Origin of the sequence: Sphingopyxis terrae subsp. terrae NBRC 15098, from assembly GCF_001610975.1 — a bacterium.
Classification (GTDB): Bacteria; Pseudomonadota; Alphaproteobacteria; order Sphingomonadales; family Sphingomonadaceae; genus Sphingopyxis; species Sphingopyxis terrae_A.
The window spans coordinates 1,228,474-1,250,667 of the sequence record NZ_CP013342.1; the positions used below are offsets into that span (position 1 = coordinate 1,228,474).

Annotated in this window: 20 protein-coding genes and 1 pseudogene; 8 read left to right on the forward strand and 13 right to left on the reverse strand. The window is 66.1% G+C overall.

Going from position 1 to position 22,194, the window contains the following annotated elements; all coding sequences use genetic code 11:
* Nucleotides 1-13: 13 nt before the first annotated feature.
* The 7 genes from AOA14_RS05960 to mutM all read right to left on the reverse strand — a co-directional run bounded on the left by AOA14_RS05960 (nucleotide 14) and on the right by mutM (nucleotide 6,981).
* Nucleotides 14-817, reverse strand: a complete 804-nt coding sequence (locus AOA14_RS05960; protein ID WP_062901152.1) for a crotonase/enoyl-CoA hydratase family protein — start codon at nucleotides 815-817, stop codon at nucleotides 14-16.
* Between the two features lie 11 nt (nucleotides 818-828).
* Nucleotides 829-1,440 (reverse strand): 2-hydroxychromene-2-carboxylate isomerase, encoded by a 612-nt coding sequence (locus AOA14_RS05965; protein WP_062901153.1) that lies wholly within the window; start codon nucleotides 1,438-1,440, stop codon nucleotides 829-831.
* A 29-nt stretch (nucleotides 1,441-1,469) separates the two neighbouring features.
* Nucleotides 1,470-2,120 (reverse strand): TetR/AcrR family transcriptional regulator, encoded by a 651-nt coding sequence (locus AOA14_RS05970; protein WP_062901154.1) that lies wholly within the window; start codon nucleotides 2,118-2,120, stop codon nucleotides 1,470-1,472.
* Nucleotides 2,117-3,640 carry an acyl-CoA synthetase gene (locus AOA14_RS05975; RefSeq protein WP_062901155.1) on the reverse strand — a complete coding sequence of 508 codons (1,524 nt, stop codon included), beginning with the start codon at nucleotides 3,638-3,640 and terminating at the stop codon, nucleotides 2,117-2,119. The genes AOA14_RS05970 and AOA14_RS05975 overlap by 4 nt, the downstream gene beginning before the upstream one ends.
* Nucleotides 3,641-3,833: 193 nt before the next feature.
* Nucleotides 3,834-5,204 (reverse strand): chromosomal replication initiator protein DnaA, encoded by a 1,371-nt coding sequence (gene dnaA, locus AOA14_RS05980; RefSeq protein WP_062903034.1) that lies wholly within the window; start codon nucleotides 5,202-5,204, stop codon nucleotides 3,834-3,836.
* Between the two features lie 503 nt (nucleotides 5,205-5,707).
* Nucleotides 5,708-5,971, reverse strand: a complete 264-nt coding sequence (gene rpsT / locus AOA14_RS05985) for a 30S ribosomal protein S20 (RefSeq protein WP_003048739.1) — start codon at nucleotides 5,969-5,971, stop codon at nucleotides 5,708-5,710.
* A gap of 197 nt (nucleotides 5,972-6,168) precedes the next feature.
* Nucleotides 6,169-6,981 carry a bifunctional DNA-formamidopyrimidine glycosylase/DNA-(apurinic or apyrimidinic site) lyase gene (gene mutM, locus AOA14_RS05990; RefSeq protein ID WP_062901156.1) on the reverse strand — a complete coding sequence of 271 codons (813 nt, stop codon included), beginning with the start codon at nucleotides 6,979-6,981 and terminating at the stop codon, nucleotides 6,169-6,171.
* 92 nt (nucleotides 6,982-7,073) lie between these two features.
* Between mutM and AOA14_RS05995 the strand changes: the two genes are divergently transcribed.
* From AOA14_RS05995 to AOA14_RS06030, 8 genes and pseudogenes are all read left to right on the forward strand, one after another.
* Nucleotides 7,074-7,811, forward strand: a complete 738-nt coding sequence (locus AOA14_RS05995) for a class I SAM-dependent methyltransferase (RefSeq protein WP_062901157.1) — start codon at nucleotides 7,074-7,076, stop codon at nucleotides 7,809-7,811.
* Nucleotides 7,808-9,355, forward strand: coding sequence for a 2-polyprenylphenol 6-hydroxylase (ubiB, locus tag AOA14_RS06000; protein WP_062903035.1), 1,548 nt, complete (start codon nucleotides 7,808-7,810; stop codon nucleotides 9,353-9,355). The genes AOA14_RS05995 and ubiB overlap by 4 nt, the downstream gene beginning before the upstream one ends.
* Nucleotides 9,356-9,413: 58 nt before the next feature.
* Nucleotides 9,414-10,595, forward strand: coding sequence for a glycosyltransferase (locus AOA14_RS06005; protein ID WP_322787189.1), 1,182 nt, complete (start codon nucleotides 9,414-9,416; stop codon nucleotides 10,593-10,595).
* On the forward strand, nucleotides 10,583-11,695 hold the full coding sequence (locus AOA14_RS06010) for a hypothetical protein (protein WP_062901159.1): 1,113 nt from the start codon (nucleotides 10,583-10,585) through the stop codon (nucleotides 11,693-11,695). Before AOA14_RS06005 ends, AOA14_RS06010 begins: the two co-directional genes overlap by 13 nt.
* A gap of 52 nt (nucleotides 11,696-11,747) precedes the next feature.
* Complete coding sequence (gene coaBC, locus AOA14_RS06015; RefSeq protein ID WP_062901160.1) at nucleotides 11,748-13,010, forward strand: bifunctional phosphopantothenoylcysteine decarboxylase/phosphopantothenate--cysteine ligase CoaBC; 1,263 nt, start codon at nucleotides 11,748-11,750, stop codon at nucleotides 13,008-13,010.
* A pseudogene (gene dut / locus AOA14_RS06020) lies at nucleotides 12,973-13,434 on the forward strand (dUTP diphosphatase); the annotation flags it as partial. The gene coaBC and the pseudogene dut, both read left to right, overlap by 38 nt.
* 105 nt (nucleotides 13,435-13,539) lie before the next feature.
* Nucleotides 13,540-14,289, forward strand: a complete 750-nt coding sequence (locus AOA14_RS06025) for a HesA/MoeB/ThiF family protein (RefSeq protein WP_062901162.1) — start codon at nucleotides 13,540-13,542, stop codon at nucleotides 14,287-14,289.
* On the forward strand, nucleotides 14,268-14,642 hold the full coding sequence (locus AOA14_RS06030; protein WP_238929735.1) for a DsrE family protein: 375 nt from the start codon (nucleotides 14,268-14,270) through the stop codon (nucleotides 14,640-14,642). Before AOA14_RS06025 ends, AOA14_RS06030 begins: the two co-directional genes overlap by 22 nt.
* On the opposite strand, the gene AOA14_RS06035 is transcribed toward AOA14_RS06030, so the two are convergent.
* The 6 genes from AOA14_RS06035 to AOA14_RS06060 all read right to left on the reverse strand — a co-directional run bounded on the left by AOA14_RS06035 (nucleotide 14,639) and on the right by AOA14_RS06060 (nucleotide 22,176).
* The gene (locus AOA14_RS06035; protein WP_062901164.1) at nucleotides 14,639-15,382 is read right to left on the reverse strand and encodes a class I SAM-dependent methyltransferase; all 744 of its coding nucleotides are present in this window, start codon (nucleotides 15,380-15,382) and stop codon (nucleotides 14,639-14,641) included. The genes AOA14_RS06030 and AOA14_RS06035 overlap by 4 nt on opposite strands.
* Nucleotides 15,382-16,509, reverse strand: a complete 1,128-nt coding sequence (gene prfB, locus AOA14_RS06040; RefSeq protein ID WP_040590389.1) for a peptide chain release factor 2 — start codon at nucleotides 16,507-16,509, stop codon at nucleotides 15,382-15,384. Before prfB ends, AOA14_RS06035 begins: the two co-directional genes overlap by 1 nt.
* A gap of 61 nt (nucleotides 16,510-16,570) precedes the next feature.
* Entirely contained in the window at nucleotides 16,571-19,087 is a 2,517-nt protein-coding gene (locus tag AOA14_RS06045; protein ID WP_062901165.1) for a penicillin-binding protein 1A, read from the reverse strand.
* Nucleotides 19,088-19,145: 58 nt separating this feature from the next.
* The gene (locus AOA14_RS06050) at nucleotides 19,146-19,769 is read right to left on the reverse strand and encodes a TetR/AcrR family transcriptional regulator (protein WP_062901166.1); all 624 of its coding nucleotides are present in this window, start codon (nucleotides 19,767-19,769) and stop codon (nucleotides 19,146-19,148) included.
* Complete coding sequence (locus AOA14_RS06055) at nucleotides 19,766-20,911, reverse strand: DSD1 family PLP-dependent enzyme (RefSeq protein WP_062901167.1); 1,146 nt, start codon at nucleotides 20,909-20,911, stop codon at nucleotides 19,766-19,768. The genes AOA14_RS06050 and AOA14_RS06055 overlap by 4 nt, the downstream gene beginning before the upstream one ends.
* The gene (locus tag AOA14_RS06060) at nucleotides 20,908-22,176 is read right to left on the reverse strand and encodes a D-arabinono-1,4-lactone oxidase (protein ID WP_062901168.1); all 1,269 of its coding nucleotides are present in this window, start codon (nucleotides 22,174-22,176) and stop codon (nucleotides 20,908-20,910) included. Before AOA14_RS06060 ends, AOA14_RS06055 begins: the two co-directional genes overlap by 4 nt.
* Between the last annotated feature and the right edge of the window lie 18 nt (nucleotides 22,177-22,194).

Here is a 22,194-nt window from a genome sequence, read left to right on the forward strand (position 1 = left end):
CTGACGCCTCCGCTCAATCGGCGAAGTCGGGCTTGCGCTTCTGCATATGGGCCATCACCGCCTCCATCTGATTGGGGGTGCGGATGACCTTTATCTGTTCGTCGCTTTCGGCCTGCAGGATTTCGGCATCGCTCGCGTCGGCGAGCATGTTGCACAGCCGCTTGGCGCCGCGGATCGCATGTGGATTCTTGCCCGCGATCACCCCCGCAAGTTCCATCGCCTTGGCGAGCGGTTCTTCGGCGACATGCGTCGCAAAGCCCAGCGCCTTTGCCTCGACGCCGTTGAATTCGCGGTTGGTGTAGATCATCTCGCGCAGCACGTCGTCGGCGACCTGGGTGCGCCACAGCGCCATGCCGGCGACATCGGGGACAAGGCCCCAGCGCATTTCCATGATCGCGATCCGCGTATCGGGATGAACGATGCGGATATCGGCTGCGGCCATGATCTGGCTGCCCGCGCCAAAGGCGACGCCGTGCACCGCCGCGATCACCGGCACCGGCAGTTCGCGCCAGCCCCAGGCGGCATATTGCGCGTTGTTGGCAAGGCCGCGCGTCCGTTCGGCGAGCCCGCCGCCGGCGCTGGTCGCGCCCGGATCGCGCTCGCCGCCGAGGCTGGAGAGATCGAGCCCGGCGCAAAAGGCGCGCCCCTCGCCCGACAGGACGACGACGCGCAGCCCCGCGGTCGCCTTGAGCTGGTCGACCGCCGCTGCAAGCGCCTCCCACATCGCGCCGTCGAGCGCGTTCATCTTGTCGGTGCGGATCAGGCGGACGTCGGCGATGCCGTCGTCGAGCATGGTGATCGAAATACGGTCCTGCATGGAGAATCCTCTCAGGCTTTCAAAAGCGCCGCTTCGACGAGCGGCAGTTGGTCGTTGCCGAAATACATATCATCGCCGTCGACGAACATCGACGGCGAACCATAGCCGCCGCGCGCGATCACCTCGTCGGTATTGGCGCGCAGCCGCGCCTTGACCGAATCGCTCGCCGCCGCGTCGCGGATCGCCGCGCCGTCGAGGCCCGCGCGCGTTGCTGCCGCTTCGAGCACCGCGGGGTCGTCGAGATTGTCCTGCGCGCCGAAATAGGATTCGAACGCCGCCCGGGCGAAGGCGATCAGCGCCGGCTGATCGGGCTCGAGCGCGGTGGCGAAGCGCATCGCCGCGACGCTCTTTGCCGGATGCCAGCGGGAGGGGAAATTCATCTCCACCCCCGCAAGCCGCGCCCAGTCCCCCAGCACCTTCCAGCTATGTTGCAGCTTGCGATTGCCGCTCTGTTCGCGCGCCGCGTAGACCGATTGGTTCACAGCGTTGAACACCCCGCCGACCAGGATCGGCCGAAAGGTCGCGCTGGCGCCGGTGCGCGCGATCAGCGGCTGGACGTTGGTGAACGCCAGATAAGTCCAGGGCGACGATAGGTCGAAAAAGAATTCCAGCTGGCGCGGCATGATCGGTCCTTCGGAAATGGAGGGGCGCGTCAGGCCTGCAGGTCGGCCTGTTCGATCGCGCGGTGGAAGCGGCGCGCCGCAGCGGGATCGAGCCGGTCCTCGAACAAGGTCAGATGCCGTTCGACCGTCCAGCGCGCGCTATCGAGGTCGCCGACCGCCGCCGGGTCCATCTCGCGCTGATATTCGAGGCCGAAGCGCAGGATCACCAGCGCATTGGTGCAAAGATCGCCGAGCCGCGCGCGCGACCAGTCGAGGTAGCCGCGATCGATCATCGCGCCGAGATAGAGCATCAGCTGGCCGTGCACGCGTTCGTACCAGCCGTCGATGTGGTCGAGAATGATCGGACTCGATTCGCCATAATCGGCGCGGTCGCGATAGAGAAACCGGAAGGTATGGAGTTCGCGCTGCATGCAGGCGAGCAGTGCGACATATTCTTCGATCAGATCGCCGTCGTCGGACGGCTGCAGTTGTAGCCGCTCTTCGATCGCCTCGGCGAAATCGGCGCTGATCGCGTCGAGGAGTGCGCGCTTGCTGCGGAAATGATACCAGAGATTGCCCTCGGCGATGCCGACATCGGCGGCGATAGCCGCGGTGGATACGCTGCCGAAGCGCTGTTCGTTGAACAGGCGCAGCGCGGCAGCGAGAATGCGGTCGCGCGTCTTGACGCGGGGTGCGCTCACGCCTTCTTTTCCCAATATTGGTCGCGCAGCAGCCGCTTGTAGAGTTTGCCCGTATCGTGGCGCGGCAGCGCCTCCATGAAATCGATCCGGCGCGGCACCTTCACGCCCGACAGTTTCTGGCGCGCATAGGCGCCGAGCTCGTCGCGGAATTCATCGGTCGCGTCGGCCATGTCGGCGGGCTGAATCACCGCGATCACCTCCTCGCCCATTTCCTCGTGCGGGCCGCCGACGACCGCGACATCGGCAACCCTAGGATGGGTGACGAGATGGTTTTCGATCTCCTGCGGATAGATGTTCACCCCGCCCGAAATGATCATGAAGCTCTTGCGGTCGGTGAGATAAAGGAAGCCGTCGGCATCGAGCTTGCCGACGTCGCCGAGTGTCGACCAGCCCTTCGAATTGCGGCTCGACGCGGTCTTTTCGGGGTCGTCGTGATATTCGAAGACATTGTCGCTTTCGAAAAAGACCGCGCCCTCCTCGCCGACCGGCACTTCGGTTTCATTATCCTCGCCGACGATGTGGACGGTCCCCAGGATCGCGCGGCCGACGGTGCCCTTGTGCGCCAGCCAGTCCTGGCTGGTCGCAAAGGTCATGCCATTGCCCTCCGACCCCGCATAATATTCGAGCAGCACCGGCCCCCACCAGTCGATCATTGCCTGCTTGACCGGAACCGGGCACGGCGCCGCTGCGTGGATCGCGCTCTTCATCGACGACACATCATATTGCGCGCGCACCTCCGCGGGCAATTTGAGCATGCGGACGAAATGGGTGGGCACGAACTGCGCCGCATTGCAGTGATAATGCTGGATCGCCGCCAGCGCGGCTTCGGGGTCGAATTTCTTCATCAGCACGACGGTGCCGCCAAGCCGGTGGATCGTCATCGACCAGCGGAGCGGCGCCGCGTGATAGAGCGGCGCGGGCGAAAGATAGATGCTGTCGGCGTTGATGCCGAACGCCGCCGAAGCGAGCATCACCAGACTGTTCGGCGCGTCGATCTCCTCCTCTTCGGGGAGCGGCACCTTGACCCCCTTGGGCCGGCCGGTCGTCCCCGACGAATAGAGCATGTCGACCCCGGCGCGTTCGTCGGCGATACGCGTCGCGGGCATCGCGGCCAGCGCGTCCTCGATTCGGGGCCATCCGTCAATCGCGCCACCCATCGAATAGCGTTCGATCCGAGTTTCGAGCTGGAGTGCCGCGGATGCGAGGCTGGCCGAGACGACGAGCATCTTCGCGCCCGAATTTTCAAGGATATAGTCGGTCTCGTCCTGCGTCAGCCGCGACGAAATGCAGACATAGCGCAGCCCCGCGCGCTGTGCCCCCCAGGTCAGCCCATAATAATGCGGCGTGTTTTCCAGCATGAAAGCAACGACATCGTCATGCTTCAGCCCGTGGCTGCGAAACAGCTGCGCGGCGCGGTTCGACGCTGCGTCGAGTTCGGCATAGCTGATCGTCTCACCGGTTTCGGCGACGATTACTGCGGGTTTGTCGGGCGAGCTGGCAGCATGAACAGACGGGTGCATCGGGCATCTTCTCCAAGAGACTTTTGGTTTCTTTATGTCCCGCGATCAGTAGCAAGCTGAAACTTTCGGTCAAGCCGCCGTAGGGTGAAGACCCTAGGATATGCCGATGTCAAAATGGGCGCAGTTTCGCTACGGCCGAAGCGCCCGCCGATCCCGGCAAAAGTCCGGGATAAGCCCGGTATAAGTCTGTGGATCAGTTGTTGAGGCTGCGCCGGATCGCGGCGATTTCGGCGTCGAGTTCGCTGTCGGTCACGCGCAACGCCTCGACCGTGCGGACCGCGTGGATCACCGTCGAATGGTCGCGCCCGCCAAAGCGGCGGCCGATCTCGGGATAGGAGCGCGGCGTCAGTTCCTTGGCGAGATACATCGCGACCTGGCGCGGGCGCGCAACCGCGCGGACGCGGCGTTTCGACGCCATTTCGGCCTTGTCGAGCCGGTAATGGGCACAGACCGCACGCTGGATTTCCTCGATCGTGATCCGCGGGCGCGCGCTGCGGACATTTTCGGCAAGCCGATCTTCGGCGAGCGCCAGATCGACCTTGGCGCCGGTCAGCGCTGCATAGGCGAGCAGCTTGTTGAGCGCGCCTTCGAGTTCGCGGATGTTGCGCGTGAAATGGCGGACGAGATAGGCGACGACGTCGTCGGGCACTTCGACCATCGGCATGGCGGCAAGGCGCTGGCGGATGATGCGTTCGCGCAGATCGTCCTCGGGCGCCTCGATATCGGCGACAAGCCCGCCCGACAGGCGCGACAGCAGCCGCGCCTCGACCCCGTCGAGCATCGCGGGCGGCCGGTCGGCGGTGACGACGAGCCGCTTGCCCGCGGTCATCAGGTCGTCGATCGTATGGAGCAGCTCTTCCTGCGTCGAGTTCTTGCCGATCACGAACTGCAGATCGTCGAGGAGCAAGAGGTCGGCGGCGCGGAGCCGCGCCTTGAACGCCATCATGTCGCCGCCGCGCATCGCGCCGACGAATTCGAGCATGAATTTTTCCGCCGACATCAGGATGATGGTCGCGGTCGGGTGCGCGGCAGCATAGTCCTGCGCGATTGCCTGCAGGAGATGCGTCTTGCCCTGCCCGGTGCCCGAGCAGAGATAGAGCGGGTTGAACTGCGGCGTTTCCACCATCGCCATGCGGCGCGCCGCATTGGCAGCGAGGATGTTCGAGCGGGCGACGACGAAGCGATCGAAACAGAGCCGCGGATCGAAGCCGAGCAGCGCGGGATTGGCGGCGGGCACGGCAGCAGGCGCTGACGCCTCGAAGCTCGGCAGCGGCGCCGAGGCGAGCACGCTCGCCCGCTCGGCAGCGGCAACTCCGCCGCGCACCGACACGCTGCGCACCGCGGGCAGCAGCTGGCGCCACGCCAGTTCGAGGCGCTCGCCGAATCGTTCGTTGATCCAGTTGGCCGAAAAGCGGCTCGCGGTTTCCAGCGTCACGACGCCCGACAGGGTGCAATATTCGGCGAAACGGACGGGCTTCAGCCAATGATCGAAGGTGCGCGCACCCAGATCGCGGCGCAGCCCTTCGGCCACGCGCGGCCAAAGCGTCGCGGCATCGGCGTTCATCGTTTCCATGCCTGCCTTGTCGTCACGCCTGTCCCCGCTTTGCACCACAATCCATGCCCCCAATATGCCCCCACGGCGGCCCGATCGCCCCGCAGCCCACCACATGCCGATCCGGGCGCCCACGCCGGGGCGCAAGCATCCTGTCCCGGGCGCGCAGCCCGAAGCTTTCCGAATCATGTCGATGTGGCGGCCGCCGGCGAAGGCCAACGACGCCTTTTTCTAGGCAGGGGGAGACGAGTCGATCAAGGGTGCGGAGCGTAAAAAATCTGAAATAAAATTCTTGACTCGCAAGGGGACGCGGAAACGCGTTGCAGGGCAAAATTTCTTATATTTTTCAGATATTTAGTGCAGCGTAAAAACGTCATGGTAAACGAATCGCGATAAATCCGTCACTTACCGCGCTGCAACAGCTTTGCCATCGCGCTGTAACAAAAAAGGACCCGCGGGCGCTTGGCCGACGGGTCCTTTTTTGTGCCCTTTCGGGACGGTGCGGCGTGCGCGGATCAGGCGATCGCGTTCACGCTCTTGGTCAGGCGCGAATATTTGCGCGCAACCGTGTTCTTGTGGAGGACGCCCTTGGCAACGCCGCGCGCCATTTCGGGCTGCGCCGCTGCGAGCGCTGCAGTCGCGGCGGCCTTGTCGCCGGCGGCAACCGCGTTTTCGACCTTCTTCACGAGCGTGCGGATGCGCGACACGCGATTCTTGTTGATCAGCGTGCGCGCGCTGTTGCGACGGATGCGCTTTTTTGCCTGCGGCGTATTGGCCATAAGTTCCTCAAAATATCCAATCGGTTCAACGGTCGGAGCACAGCAGCAGCGGAGCAGCCGAATCGCGCGTGGACGGCGAATCAATGTCCGGATGCGGCCGGTTCCGGTTGACCGGACCCTGCTCGAAGGGTGGGCCCATAGCCAGCATGCCTCCGAAGGTCAACGCTTTTCGCTGGAAAAGCGGCATCCGATCACGCTCACCGCTGGCATTTGGGGCAATAGAAGGTGGACCGCCCCGACTGGACGATCCGCACGATCGTGCCGCCGCATTCGCAGCGCTCGCCCTCGCGGCCATAGACGCGCCAATCCTTGGCAAAATAGCCGAGGTCGCCTTCGGGACTGAGGAAATCGCGCAAGGTCGAACCGCCCGCAGCAATCGCCGCCGCCAGCACTGCCTTGATCGCCGGTACCAGCGTGCCGAGCTTTGCCCGCGAGACGTCGGCCGCAGGGCGGGTCGGCGCGATTCGCGCCATGTTGAGCGCCTCGCAAACATAGATGTTGCCGAGTCCCGCGACGATCGTCTGGTCAAGCAGCATCGCCTTGATCGGCGCGCGGCGGCCGGCGAGCGCGCGCACGAGATAGGCGGCGTCGAAATTGTCCGACAGCGGCTCCGGTCCCAGCGTTACGAACGCGGGAAAGATCGCGAGCGGATCGCCATTCACAAGATCGACCGACCCGAACCGCCGCGGATCATGGAGAAACAGGCGGTGTCCGGCGCCGGTTTCGAGCAGCAGATGATCGTGCTTGCCCGCCTCGCCGCCCTCGGTGCGCCACCGCCCCGACATGCCGAGATGGAAGATCATATGGTCGTCGCGGTCGGTCGAGACGATGCCATATTTGGCGCGCCGCGCGAGATGGGTGACCGTCGCCCCGGTCAGCCGCTGCGCAAGGTCAGCGGGAAAGGGACGCCGCAAATCGGGGCGGAAGGTGCTGACCGTGACGAGCCGCTGCCCCTCGAGAAAGGGCGCGAGGCCGCGCACGGTGGTTTCGACTTCGGGAAGCTCGGGCATTTCGCGCCAGCGGTATCTGGCATTTGCGCGCGCGGCAAGGCCCGGCTAAAGGCGCTGCTGAAAGAGGCTTTCCCCGCAAAGGCGCGCACCCGATGACCACCCCCGACTCCGTCAGCTTCGGCTATGAACAGGTCCCGGCGACCGCGAAGACCGCGATGGTCGGCGAGGTGTTCAGCCGCGTTGCGCGCAAATATGACATCATGAACGACGCGATGTCGGGCGGGATGCACCGGCTGTGGAAGGACCGTTTTGTCCGGCGCGTCAAGCCGCGCGCAGGCGAGGCGATCCTCGACATGGCGGGCGGCACCGGCGACATCGCCTTTCGCATGGAGCCGTCGGGCGCGAGCATCACGGTCGCCGATATCAATCCCGACATGCTGGGCGTCGGCATGGAACGCGCGGCGGAGCGCGGCATCGACACGCTGGTATGGTCCGAACAAAATGCCGAGAAGCTGAGCTTTCCCGACCAGTTTTTCGACGCCTATACGATCGCCTTCGGCATCCGCAACGTGACCGACATTCCCGCCGCGCTGAAAGAGGCGCACCGTGTTCTGCGCTATGGCGGGCGCTTCTTCTGCCTCGAATTTTCGACCAACGAATGGCCCGGCTTTGCGCAGGTCTATGACGCCTATTCGCACCATCTGGTGCCCAAGCTCGGCAAGCTGATCGCCGACGATGAAGACAGCTATCGCTATCTGATCGAATCGATCCGCCGCTTCCCGCCGATGCCGCGCTTTGCGCAGATGATTCGCGATGCGGGCTTTACCGCGGTGAAGGTCGAACCGATTTTGGGCGGACTGGTCGCGATCCATAGCGGGTGGAAGGCTTGACCCGACCCGTCACCCATATTGCCCGCCTGCTGAAGTGGGGCCGCATCCTGGCGCGCCACGGTGCGCTGCGCGGGATCGAGACCGCGCCGCAGACGCCGCCAGGGGTCAAGCGGCTGTGCCGCATCGCGCGGCTCGGCACGATTCAGCCCAAGGTGCCCGATTATGCCGCCGCCTTCCAGGCGATCGGACCGGCGGCGGTCAAGCTGGGACAGACGCTCGCGACGCGTCCCGATCTCGTCGGCGAAGAGGCGGCGCGCAACCTGCTGACCCTGCAGGACGCGCTCGCGCCCGTGACCTTTGCCCGCATCCGTGCCGAGATCGAGGCGACGTTCGAGGCACCGCTCGAAAGCCTGTACAGCGAATTTGATCCCGAACCTGTCGGTTCGGCCTCGATCGCGCAGGTTCACCGCGCGGTGACCACCGAGGGCCGGCAGGTCGCGGTCAAGGTTCGCCGACCCGGCATCGACAAGCAGTTCGCGCGCGACATCGAAACCTATGAATGGGCCGCCGCGCACCTCGAGGCACTGGGCGGCGAAGCCGCACGGCTGCGGCCGCGGCAGGTGATCGCCAATTTCCGCCGCTGGACGCTGCGCGAGCTCGACCTGCGCCGCGAAGCCGCGTCGGCATCCGAACTGCGCGAGGCAATGGCGGCCGAGCCAACCTACGAAGTGCCCGCGATCGACTGGGACCGCACCGCGTCGCGCGTCATGACGCTCGACTGGATCGACGGGATCAAGATTTCGCACCGCGAAGCGCTGGTCGCGGCGGGGCACGACATGGAAAAGCTGGCGACCAATCTGGTCCAGGCCTTTCTGCGCCAGGCGATCGCCGAGGGGTTCTTCCACGCCGACATGCACCAGGGCAATTTGTTCGTGAAGGCCGACGGGACGATCGCGGCGGTCGATTTCGGCATCATGGGGCGGATCAACCGACAGGCGCGCTACTGGCTCGCCGAGATCCTCTATGGGCTGACCACCGGCAATTACCGCCGCGTCGCCGAGATTCATTTCGAGGCGCAATATGTCCCCGACTATCACAGCGTCGAGGAATTCGCGACGGCGCTGCGCGCGGTCGGCGAGCCGATGCGCGGCAAACCGGTGAGCGAGCTGTCGGTCGGGCAGATGCTCGACGGACTGTTCGCGATCACCCGCGACTTCGACATGCAGACCCAGCCGCATCTGCTGCTGCTGCAAAAGACGATGGTGATGGTCGAGGGCGTGGCCACGATGCTCAACCCGCGGATCAACATGTGGGATGTATCGGGACCGTTCGTGCAAGGATGGATTCGTGACGAACTGGGCCCCGAAGCCGCGCTGGCCGATGGGCTGCGCGAACAGGGGCGGACGCTGGCGCTGATCCCCGACATCATCCGCCGCCTCGACGCGCAATTGCCGAAGCCGGGCGCTGCTCCGCCCGCGCCGCCGCTCCCCGATGTCCGGCTGATGTGGGAAAAGGGCGAAAAGCGGACAGCATGGCGCTATGCGCTGACCGCGCTCGCCGGGGCGGCCGCAGGTGCTGCGATCCTCCTTGCGCTGGGCGGTTGATCGCCGCCGCCAAGGCCGATTGTGATTACCAAAGATTTACCTTAATTCGCTAGCGTTTTTGAGGACCAACAGGGCGGTACCGCTCGATCGAACCGAGGCATCTTCACCCGATATGCACCACGAAACCGCCCTTGCCGACCCGATCGTGTCGGTTGACACCCTCCCGCTCGAAGTCGCGGTCGTCGTCCCGACGCTCAACGAGGCCGCCAATGTCGAGCGGCTAGTCGAGAAGCTGACGAACGTCCTTGCCGGTCGCGGCTGGGAAGTGCTGTTCGTCGACGATAATTCGCCCGACGGTACCAGCGACGTCGTGCGCCGCATTGCCCGCAACTCGCGCCACGTCCGCATCGTTCAGCGCGTCGGCCGCCGCGGCCTGTCGTCAGCGGTGATCGAAGGGGTGCTGGCGACGGCCGCTCCGGTGATCGCGGTGATGGACGGCGATCTTCAGCACAGCGAAGACGCGCTGCCGCGCCTGATCGACGCGGTGGCCTCGAACGACGCCGACATCGCCGTCGGCACCCGCTACGTCGATGGCGGCGGCGTCGGCGAATGGAGCGCGCTGCGCGTGTCGATGAGCCAGTTTGCGACAAAAATCGGCCAGATCGCGCTGCGCACCAAGGTGAGCGATCCGATGAGCGGCTTTTTCGCGATGCGCCGCGAAGCCTTCGACGCGGCGCTGCCACGCCTGTCGGCGATCGGCTTCAAGATACTGGCCGACATATTGGCGTCGTCGCCGACGCCGCTGCGCGTCGCCGAAATTCCCTATCAATTCCGCACCCGCGAAGCGGGCGAGAGCAAGATCGGCGCGCGCGTCATCGCCGAATATGCCGAACTGCTCGCCGAAAAGACGATCGGCCGCTTCGTGCCGGTCCGGCTGCTCAAATTCCTGATGGTCGGCGGACTGGGCGTCATCGTCCACCTGTCGGTGCTGTGGGCGCTGCTGACCGCCGGCAACAGTTTCATGATGGCGCAGACCGGAGCGGTCGTGACCGCGATCGCGTTCAATTTCTTCCTCAACAACAGCTTCACCTACGCCGACCGCAAGCTCAAGGGCTGGGCGGTGCTGGGCGGACTGGCGAGCTTCTATGCGATCTCGGCGGTCGGCGCGCTCGCCAATATCGGCATCGGCACCTGGCTCGCCGGGCAGAATGAGCGTTGGTGGGTCGCGGGCGTCGCCGGGGTCTTGGTAGGCGCGATCTGGAATTTCGCCATGTCTTCGGCGCTGACGTGGCGCAAATAGCGCCGACGGCCGCCACCGGCTGGAACCGCTTTTCGGCCATCCCGCGGCTTTGGGCCGCGGCCGTGCTGGTCCTGCTCGCCGCGCTGATGGTGGCCGGATGGAGCGGCGGCGTGGGCGGCAAGCGGGTACAGCCCGCCAAGCCCACATCGATGAAGTTCGAAGGCATGGTCGGCGATCATGCGCTGTACCTCAACATCCTGCGCAAGATGGAGGCGGGCCAATCCTATTATCCCGCCGCGACGGAAACGCAGCGCGCGCATCGCTATCCGCTGCATCCCTTCTTCACCGTACGCCTGCCCACCCAGGCCGAAATCATGGCGGTAATCGGCCTGCGCGGGTCGGTCGCGCTGCTGACGTTGACCGGTCTTGCGGCGTTTCTTCTGTGGCGAAAGCGGTTGATGGCCGGTGATCTGCCGCCTTATGCGCGCTTCGGTGCGTTCCTCATGGCGGTCAACATGTCGCAGATCGTATCGCGCCAATGGGTGCTGATGCACGAAGTGGTGGCGGGCGTGCTGATCGCGCTGGCGCTCGCCCTCTATCGCCCTGCCCGTCCCTGGCCGGCGATGGCGGTGATCGCGCTCGCGCTGGCGATGCGGGAAACGGTCCTGCCCGTGGCGATGTTGCTGGGCCTGTTCGCGCTGATCGACCGCGATTGGCGCGCCGCCACCGGCTGGCTTGGTATCGGACTGGGCTTCCTGGCCTTGATGGCATGGCATGCGACGACGCTGACCGCCTTCGTCCGTCCCGGCGATATGACCACCCCAGGCTGGAGCGGGATGGGGGGATGGCCCGCCTATCTGTCCTTCGTCCATGTATCATCGGTTTTCCGCTTTCTTCCGGCTTGGACGATGGTGCCGGTGGTGCCGCTGGCATTGCTCGGCTGGGCCGCATGGCGATCGCGGCTGGGCACGACGATGCTGATCGTCCAGCTCGGCTATGCGGCGATGCTGATGCTGTTCGCCCGCCCCAACAATTTTTACTGGGCGATGCTGATCGAACCGACATTGTTCGTGGGGCTGATCTTCGCGCCCGCCGCACTCCTTGCTCTGTACCGGTCGATCCGGGCGGTGCCGTCCCCAGTTTCCGTACCCGCGGTCTGAGCGGTCAGAATCTGCGTGGATCGCGGGCGCGGACATCCTATAGGATAGGGTCATGACCCATCGGCGTATCCTTCTGATCATCGGCGGCGGCATCGCCGCCTACAAGGCCATCGAGCTGGTGCGCCTGCTCCGCAAAGCCGGCCATAGCGTACGCTGCGTGCTGACGCGCGCGGGCGAGCAGTTCGTCACGCCGCTGACGCTCGCGGCCCTCTCTGAAAATAAAGTATATACATATCTTTTCGACCTGAAGGACGAGGTCGAGATGGGGCATATCCAGCTTTCACGCGAAGCCGACCTGGTCGTCGTTGCCCCCGCGACCGCTGACCTGCTGGCAAAGATGGCGGGGGGCATCGCCGACGATCTGGCGACAACCTTGCTGCTCGCGACCGACAAGCCAGTGCTCGCGGCGCCGGCTATGAACGTACGCATGTGGCTGCACCCCGCGACGCAGCGCAATGTCGCGACGCTGCGCGGCGACGGGGTGACGGTGATGGAGCCCGACGCGGGCGAAATGGCGTGCGGCGAATATGGCCCCGGCCGCTTGCCCGAGCCCGAAGCAATCAAGGCGGCGGTCGAGGCGGCGCTGGTGCAAGGCACGGTTGTCCGACCGCTCGGCGGCCAGCCCGATTTCGCGCCGTCGCGCCACCGCCCGCTCTTTGGCCGACGCATCCTCGTCACCGCGGGACCGACCCACGAACCGATCGATCCCGTCCGCTACATCGCCAACCGGTCGAGCGGCAAGCAGGGCTTCGCGATCGCCGCAGCCGCCGCCGAAGCGGGCGCGGAGGTGCTGCTGGTCGCGGGACCGGTACCGCTGCCGACGCCGCCGGGCGTGATTCGCGTCGATGTCGAAACCGCGCGCGAAATGGCGGCCGAGGTCGAGGCGGGACTGCCCGTCGACGCCGCGATCATGGTCGCCGCAGTTGCCGACTGGCGCGCCGCCGACATATCGGCGCAGAAGATCAAGAAGGACGGCAGCGGCGAGGTGCCACCGCTCGCCCTGGCAGAAAATCCCGACATTCTGGCGAGCGTCGCGAAGAGCGCCAAGCGCCCGCCGCTGCTCGTCGGCTTCGCCGCCGAAACCAACGACGTGATCACCCATGCTCAGGCAAAGCTCGCCCGTAAGGGCTGCGACCTGATCGTCGCCAACGATGTGTCGGCGGACCCGATGGGCGGCGAGACGAACCGCGTTCATATCGTCAGCAGGGCTGGCGTCGAGAGTTGGGACCGGCTGCCCAAGGAAGCCGTCGCCCGCAAATTGATGGAAAAAATCGCCTATGAACTCGATACCCGCGTCCCGCTTGCCGATGATTGAGATCCGCCTCCAGCGCCTGCCCAACGGCGGCGGCCTGCCGGTTCCGGCCTATGCGAGCGACGGCGCCGCGGGGATGGACATCGTCGCGGCCGAGACGCTGACGCTGCGCCCCGGCGCGCGCCACGCGGTTGCGACCGGCTTCGCGATGGCGATTCCCGCAGGCTATGAGGTGCAGGTGCGCCCCCGCTCGGGCCTCGCACTCAAGCACGGCATCACCTGCCTCAACACGCCGGGGACGATCGACAGCGACTATCGCGGCGAGGTGAAGGTGATCCTCGCCAATCTCGGCGACGAGGTGTTCGAAATCAAACGCGGCGACCGCATCGCGCAGATCGTGCCCGCGCCCGTCCAGCGCGCGACCTTTGCCGAGGTGGAGACGCTCGACGAAACGGCGCGCGGCGCGGGCGGCTTCGGATCGACCGGGGTCGCGAGCGGCACGGCCGCCGAACAGAGCGAAGGCGATCAGGATGCGCCCGCCAATGTCGGGTCGCTCTCGGCGATGAAGATGCGGCGGCCGGGCGAATAGGTCTTGCTCAGCGACGCCGAACTCGACCGCTATGCGCGCCAGATCATCCTGCCGCAGTTCGGCGGCGCGGGGCAGGCGAAGCTCAAGGCGGCGCATGTCGCGCTGATCGGCGCGGGCGGGATCGGCTGTCCGGCGATCACCTATCTGGCGGCAGCGGGGGTCGGCAGGCTGACGATCATCGACGATGATCGCGTCGAACTTTCCAATCTGCAGCGTCAGCCGCTGTTTACCGATGCCGACATCGGCCGTCCCAAGGCGGTCGTCGCGGCAGACGCCGCGCGGCGCATCAACCCCCATGTCGAAGCGGTGGCGGTCGAGGCGCGGCTCGATACGGGCAATGCCGAAGCGCTGCTGACCGATGCGAGGCTGATCCTAGACGGTTGCGACAATTTCGCCACCCGCCTCGCGGTCAACCGCGCGGCGGTCGCGCGCGAGATTCCGCTGCTCAGCGCCGCCATCGGCGCGTTCGAGGGACAGATCGCGCTCTATGAAGGCTGGCGCGGCGACAGCCCCTGCTACGCCTGTCTGGTCGGGGACGATCCCGACCGACCCGGCATCAACTGTGCCGAAGCGGGCGTGATGGGCGCGCTCGCCGGAATGGTCGGAACGATGGCCGCGCTCGAAGCGGTGCGCGCGCTGACCGGCTGGGGCCAGCCGCTGACCGGCCGCCTCGCCATCCTCGACATGCTCGATCGCCGCTGGCGCGAGGTCGGTGTCGCAAAGGAGCCGACATGTCCGATATGCAGCGCCTGAGCATCATCGTCGCGAGCTGTGACGGTGCGCGCTTCTATGCCGCGCTGGAGACAGGGATTGCTGCCGCGGCGCTCGGCCGCCCGGCCCGGCTGTTCCTGCAGGGCGAGGCGGCGGCGCTGCTGCGCACGCCCGTCACCTTTGCCGGCGACGGTGCGCGCGAGGCGGTTGGTCAGCCGGGGCTTGCCGCATTGATCGCCGAGGCGATGGCGATGGATGTTGACCTGTTCGTCTGTCAGTCGGGTATCGCGCTCGCGGGCATGACGGCGAACGACCTGGTGCCGCAGGTGCGCGCCGCCGGCCTCGTCAGCTTCCTTGCCGACGCCCGCGCCGACGACAGGCTGCTGGTCTATTAGGGGTTCTTGCAGACCTTGATGGCTGTAGGCGCTGGGCGCTGACCGTCGGGTACAAAGCGCGCGAGATAGCCGCCCGCATGTGCCTTGTCGTCATAGGACAGAAGCTTGAAGCCCACCGCCTCGAATTCGCAGACGAGCAGGCGAAAGGGTGTCCCATGCTGGGCGATCGGACGATCGCCGTCGACGACGATCACCTGCCCGTCCTGGCGCAGCGCCGGGCGCAGGCACCACAGAAAGGCATAGGGCTCGCCGATCTCGTGATACATATGGACCATGAACACGCGGTCGAAGCTGGCCGCGGGCAGGCGCGGATCGTCGACCGCACCAAGTTTGAGCGAGACATTGTCGAGCCGTTCGCGCGCGACACGGTCGGCGAGCCGCTCGATCACTTCGGGCTGGATATCCTGCGCCAGCACGCGGCCCGACTGGCCGACCCGCGGCGCGAGCCGCACGGTATAATAGCCGTCGCCGGCGCCGATATCGGCCACCGTCATGCCGGGGCGCACGTCGGCCGAATCCATGATGTCGTCAGCTTCGTTGACGCGGTCCCGCGCCTCTTCGGTCGACCATTTGGTCGAGGTGATCGGCGCGACCGGACGGTCAGCAGGCGGAAAGTCGCGCGCGGTTTCGGGGCGGTCGCTATTCTCGCTCCACGGCGCCTTGCATCCCCCGAGCAGCGACAGCGCGGCCAGCGCGGCGAACAGCGGCAGCGCCGCAGGCCGGGCCGCGCGGCGGCGCATCAGTCGATATCCTCCACCTCGACCTTTTCGCCTGTCACCTTCTGCGACAGCGCCGCTGCCATGAAGGGGTCGAGCGCGCCGTCGAGCACGTCGGAGGGCGCAGTCGAGGTCACGCCGGTGCGCAAATCCTTCACCAGCTGATAGGGCTGGAGGACATAGGAGCGGATCTGGTGACCCCAGCCGATTTCGGTCTTGGCCTGATATTCGCCCGAAGCCGCGGCTTCGCGCTTCTGGAGCTCCGCCTCGTACATTCGCGCCTTCAGCATCCCCATCGCGGTCGCGCGGTTCTTGTGCTGCGACCGGTCGTTCTGGCTGGCGACGACGATGCCGGTCGGGATGTGCGTGATACGCACTGCCGAATCGGTCGTGTTGACGTGCTGCCCGCCCGCGCCCGACGCACGATAGGTGTCGATCTTGAGGTCGCCTTCGTTGATCTCGATCTCGATATTGTCGTCGATCACCGGATAGACCCAGACGCTGGAAAAGCTGGTGTGGCGGCGCGCCGAGCTGTCGTAGGGCGAAATGCGGACGAGGCGGTGAACGCCGCTCTCGGTCTTGGCATAGCCATAGGCATTCTCGCCCTTGACCAGCATCGTCGCCGATTTGATGCCCGCCTGTTCGCCCGCCTGATATTCGATCAGTTCGACCTTCATGCCGCGCTTTTCGGCCCAGCGCATATACATACGCTGCAACATTTCGGCCCAGTCCTGGCTTTCGGTGCCGCCCGCGCCGGCGTGAACCTCGATATAGCAGTCATAGCTGTCGGCTTCGCCCGCGAGCAGCGCCTTGATCTTGTCCTCTTCGGCGCGCGCCGCCAGCGTGGCGAGCGACTGCACCGCGTCATCGACCAGCGCCTCGTCGCCCTCCATCTCGGCAAGTTCGATCAGTTCGACCGTATCGCCCATCTCCTTTTCGATCGACCGCGTCGCGGTGATCGCCTCGTCGAGACGGCGGCGCTCGCGCATGACATCCTGCGCCGCCTTGGGATTGTCCCAAAGCGTCGGGTCCTCGACCTTCGCATTAAGTTCGTCGAGGCGGCGCACCGCGCGGTCCCAGTCGAGGAAACGGCGCAAGAGCGCCAGCGCGGCGTTGATGGTATCGACATGATCCTGCGCTTCGGCGCGCATGGTCTTTGCTCCTGAAACTGTAGGCGACGGCCATAGTGGCTCCGCCGCGCGAGGCAAGCCGTCAGATGATACCGCCGCGGTCGTCGAGGAAGTCGGCGTCGCTGCGCCGGCCATTGCCTTCCTGCACCGGGGCATCGGGTCGCTTGGCGGAGGCGGCAGGCTTGATCTCTTCTTCGCGGATCGTCCGGCGCGGTTCGCTTTCGGGCTTAAAGGCTTCCCAGATGATCGCCGCCTTGGGATCGGTCCCCGGCCACGCGCCATAGACGCGGCGGCCCGACTGGCGGTCGATGCGCACCATGCGGATATTCTTCGGCGCAATGAACGGCACCGGCGGCCGGTCGGTCAGCGATTCGAGGAAGAATTGCTTGAATACCGGCGCGGCGAGGCTGCCGCCCTGCGCATAGCCGCCCATGCTGCGCGGCTGGTCATAGCCCATGTAGAGGCCGGCGACGACGTCGGGGGTGCCGCCGACGAACCAGACGTCGGTCGGGCCGGTGGTCGTACCCGTCTTGCCGAACAGCGGCACGTTCAGATCGCGCAGCACCTGCGCGGTCCCGCGCTGAACGACGCCTTCGAGCATATGGACCACCTGATAGGCGGTCATCGGGTCCATCAGCTGCTTGCCCGACGGCGTGAAGCGCGGCATCGGCTTTCCATCCCAATCGTCGCTGTTGCACCCCTCGCAGGGCCTCCAGTTCTTGGGAAAGATCACCTTGCCGCGGCGATCCTGGACATAGTCGATCAGTCGCGGCTTGAGCTCGCGGCCGTGGTTGGCGAGCATCGAAAAGGCGTTGACCATCTTTTCGACCGTCGTCGACCCGGCGCCGAGCGCGGTCGACAGATAGGGTTCGTGCGTCCCGATCCCCATCGTCTTGATCGTTTCGACGATCGGTTCCATCCCGATCTGGCTCGCCGTCCTGACCGTCATCAGATTGCGCGACTGCTCAAGGCCCCAGCGCATCGTATGTTCGCCGCTGCCGCTCGCGCCGCCGAAGTTGCGGAAGCATTTGTTGCCGAAGCGCGCGCCCTGATAGACGCAGAAGGGGCCGTCGACGATCAGCGTCGCGGGGGTCATGCCATTGTCGAGTGCCGTCGCATAGACGAAGGGCTTGATCGTCGACCCCGGCTGGCGTTCGGCCTGGGTCGCCCGATTGAACGGCGACAGGCGAACGTCGAACCCGCCCTGCATCGCATAGATGCGGCCCGAATGGGGGCTTTCGACGACCATGCCGCCCGACACTTCGGGGATGTTCTTCAGCGTATAGACGCCGGGCCCGGTCGCCTTGACCGCGATCAGGTCACCCGGACGCATCGCCGAAAAGGCGCTGCCGCCCGTCTTGCGATAGCCCATGCTCGCGGCACCGGCGGGCAGGCGCCCCTCTTCGCCGTCGGCAAAGCCGATGCGCGCCTCGCCGGCCGTTTTGGCGAGCACCGCGGCAACGCGCCAATTGTCGTAGTCGATGCCGATGAAGCTCGACGCGAGGCGGCTGCGCCATTTGTCGTCGGCCTCGATCCGCGCGATCGGTCCCGACCAGCCCTTGCCGGTGTCGTAGCGGACGAGGCCGCGGCGCAGCGCGCCGGTCGCGGCCCGCTGCATCTTGTCGTCATAAGGGGTGCGCACCCAAAGCCCGCCGCCATAGACGCTGAGCGGGCCGTCCTCGGGGGTCTCGCCGAACTGGTCGATCAGCTGGCGGCGCACCTCTTCCATATAATAGCCGCCGACCTGCGCGACCGCCTTGTTGCCCGTTTCAGAGAGGCCGAGCGGCATCGCCTGCGCGGCGTCGCGCTGCGCCGCGGTGATCCAGCCGTTGCGGAACATTTCGGAGAGCACGAAATTGCGCCGCGCGATCGCCTTGTCGGTATTGCGCGCGCGGCCATAGGTTTCGGGTGCCTTGGGCAAAATGGCGAGGAAGGCCATTTCGTGAAGCGCGAGCTGGTCGACATCCTTGTCGAAATAGGCGCGCGCGGCCGCTTGGACGCCGAAGCTGCGGCGGCCGAGCGGAATTTCGTTCAGATACAGTTCGAGGATCTGCTGCTTCGTAAGCGCCGCCTCGATCCGCTTGGCGAGGATCGCCTCGCGAATCTTGCGGGTATAGCTGACCTCGCCCGTCAGCAGCAGATTCTTCGCCACCTGCTGCGTGATCGTCGAGGCGCCGACCGGGCGGCCGTCGCGCTTCAGATTGGTCAGGATCGCGGTCGCGATGCCGGGATAGTCGATCCCGCCATGTTCGAAAAAGGTGCGATCCTCGGCCGCGAGAAAGGCGCGGACGAGAAGCTGGGGATATTCGGCATATTCCAGCTGGACGCGGCGCTCGCGTGCATAGCTGTGGACGGGCTTGCCCTCGCCGTCGCGCACCATCGTCGGCAGCGGCGGCTGATAGTCGCGAAGCTGGTCGACCGAAGGCAGGTTACGGGCGAAAATCGTCCACAGCAGCGCCAGTGCGGCCACGCCCGCCAGCGCCAGATAGCCGAGCCAGCGGAACCAGCGCCGCGTCCACATCTGCCGGAACCAGCCAATGACGGCGTTGCTGTCGCGACGCAGGCGGTAACGGAAGTGGGACGTGCTGTCGGCGACCATGATTGGCTTGCCTCTAAAGCCTGCTTCGCCGAAAGGGAAGCGGCTTGCGCCCGGACGGTCAGCCGTCCGTCGCGAGATCCTGGAGCGACGCCTTTAGCAGACGCGCAGCGTCGGCGAGCACCGCATCGGCGGCGACCCGATCTTCCTCATAGAGCATCTCGTCGGCGGCGAAGCCGATCTCGACCGCGAGGCGCAGCCACCGCCAACAAGTCTCGCGCGGCACGCCGACGAGCCAGGGCAGACATGCATCGGTCAGCCGGTCGGTGACGTGGCGATGCGATTCGAGCCGGACATGGACGAGTCGCGGGGTCGCGTGGAGCGCGCGCAAGGTCCACACCGCGCCCGGCTCGGCGCGCGTTACCGTGGCGGTTTTGGCGAGCAGTTCGCCGATATGATCGGCCATTGCCGCGATGCCGCCGCTCCGGTGCCGCTCGATCCACGCCTCCAGCACTGCATTCTGCCGCTCCATCAGCCGGCGGCCCAACGCTTCGAGAACCGCATATTTGTCGCCGAAATAGCGATAGAGTGCGGGCGGGCTCAGCCCTGCCTCGGCGGCGATCCGGTTGGTCGAAATGCGTTCGATGCCCTCTTCGGCGAGGAGCAGGCCCGCGACATCGAGCAGCCTGTCATAGGTGGCGCGCGCGCGGTCCTGCTTCGGCGGCGCCTTCGCCGCGACGCTCATCGCGCGCGCCCGCGCGCACTGACCGGCCAGATGGCGACGAGCGTGTCGCCTGCGACGACATGATAATGGTCATAGAGATTGACGGTCGGGTCGCAGTGCGGGACGGTCAGCGTCACCGGATCGCCCGGCGCCATCCGTTCGCCGATGCCGGGCGCGACCAGCGCCGCATGTTCGTCGCCCATGAAGGCGAAGAAGCTGTCCGTGGGCGCGCCGCGCCGCACCACGGCGACCCCGCCGTCGGTCGACAGCGATTTGAACCCCGCGTCGATGGTGACAAGGCCGCTATGATTGGCGCTGACGACGCGCGCATCGACACCGAGCGCAACCTCGAACGGCGGCGCGCCGTCGCCGGTCAGATCGCAGTCGCAATATTGCTTGTCCATGAAGACGTAGGAGCCCGCCTGCAGCTCGGTAAAGACGCCGAGGTCGAGGTCGATATGGTGCGTTCCGGTCCCCGAGCCGCTGACGATTTCCGCCGCGAAGCCCGCGTCGGCAAGCGCGGCGAGGGCCGTCTTCAGATAATCGGTGCGCTCGGCGATCGCGGCGCGGCGCTCGGCATAATCCTCGATATGTTGCTGCGACCCGCAATAATATTGGACGCCGCGCCAGCGCAGCGTCGGCAGCGCGGCGATGGCGCGGGCAAGGTCGACGGCCTTTTCGGGCGAGGCGACCCCGGTGCGCGCGATACCGGGATCGATGTCGATCAACACGTCGAGCGTCGCGCCTTGGACCGCAAGCGCGGCATCGATCCGCTCCGCAACATCGGGATGATCGACCGTCGCCATCAGCAGGTCCGCGCGCGTGGCCAGCGCCGCAAGCCGCTCGATCGCGCGCGGCGCGGCGACCGGCGAGGTGATGAGGATGCCGGTGATGCCGCCGTCGGCGAGTGCCTCCGCTTCGCCGATCTTCGCGCAGCAGACCCCGGCGGCGCCCGCTGCAAGCTGGCGCTTCGCGATATCGACGCTCTTGTGGGTCTTGGCATGGGGCCTCAGGCCAATACCGCGCGCGGCGGCCAGCCCGGCCATCGCCGCAATATTGCGGTCGAGCGCCTCGATATCGAGGACGAGTACCGGCGTATTGAGGTCGGCGCGCGACCCCTGCCGACCGACAAGATGGGCGTGCAGGGTCAGATCGTCGCTCATGAAAACAGCGCCTCCAGATGCGGGTTCAGAAATTTGCCGTGGGGATCGGCAGCACGGCGGACCGCGCGATAGCGCTCGGCCATCGGATAAAGCGCATCGACATCGGCGCGCGTCAATGTGTGGCGCTTCGCCCAATGCGGCCGCCCCCCATGCGCCCGAAAAATCGCTTCGGCGCCAGCAAAATGATCAGCCCATGGCATTTTTGCATATTGATGCATCGAGATCGCAGCGACCGGCCCCGCGTTCATCGGGCTCATCCAGATATCGTCGGCGGCGACGGTGCGATATTCAAAGGGAAAGGTCACGGGCAAACGCCGGGCGCGAATCCAGCCGATCACCGCGTCGAGCGCGGCAAGGCCGACGGCGCGCGGCAGTTCATATTCCATTTCCTCGAAGCGGATCGTGCGGTCGGACGGAAAGATGCTGTGCGCGGGCCCGCGACGCTCGCCATCGAAGCGCGTCTTCATCATCGCGCGCTGGAGCAGCGGGGTCAGAAAAGGCGCGAAGGCCGCGACGTCGAGCGCGCGGCGGAAAGCGCTTTCGTCGACATCGCTCGTCGAGCGGGGCGGATCGCACGGGTCGCACGGCGTCAACGTCTTCAGGATCACATGTTCGGCGTGCGGAAAAATCCAGAATTCGATGTGGCGGTGCTGCTCGGCAAGCTCGTCGTAGCTTTCGCGGATTTCGTCCCAGCGCCTTTTCTCGATCTGTTCGACCAGATGAAAGGCGGGGACGACGGCGACCTCGATCTCGGTCGCGATGCCGAACAGCCCGAGCGACAGCCGCTGGGCCGCGAATAGATCGGAGTTTTCCTGCGCGTCGCACCAGCGCGCCGCGCCGTCGGCGCCGATCAGCCGGAAGCCGCGTGCAAAGGTTGACAGCGAGCCGAGATCGACGCCGGTCCCGTGCGTGCCCGTCGCCATCGCGCCCGCCAGCGCCTGCGGATTGACATCGCCCTGGTTGGCGAGCGCAAGGCCGTGCTGCCACAACGCCTCGGTCAGCCGCTTGATACTCCATCCTGCCGGGATGCGCGCGGTCTGACGATCGGGGGCGATACTGAGCTCGCCCGCCATCGCGTCGAGGCTCACGATCAGTTCGTCCGACTGGCATAGCGGCATGAAGCTGTGCCCGGCGCCGACCGCGCGCACCTTGGCGGCCTCGCGCACCAGCGCGGAAAGCGCCGCCTCGTCCGTCGGTCGCGCCACCGTTGCCGGGGCACGGACGCTACCCGACCAGTTGCTCCATCCTGCCTCCGCCGTCGCCATGTCGCTCTCCCGCCGCGA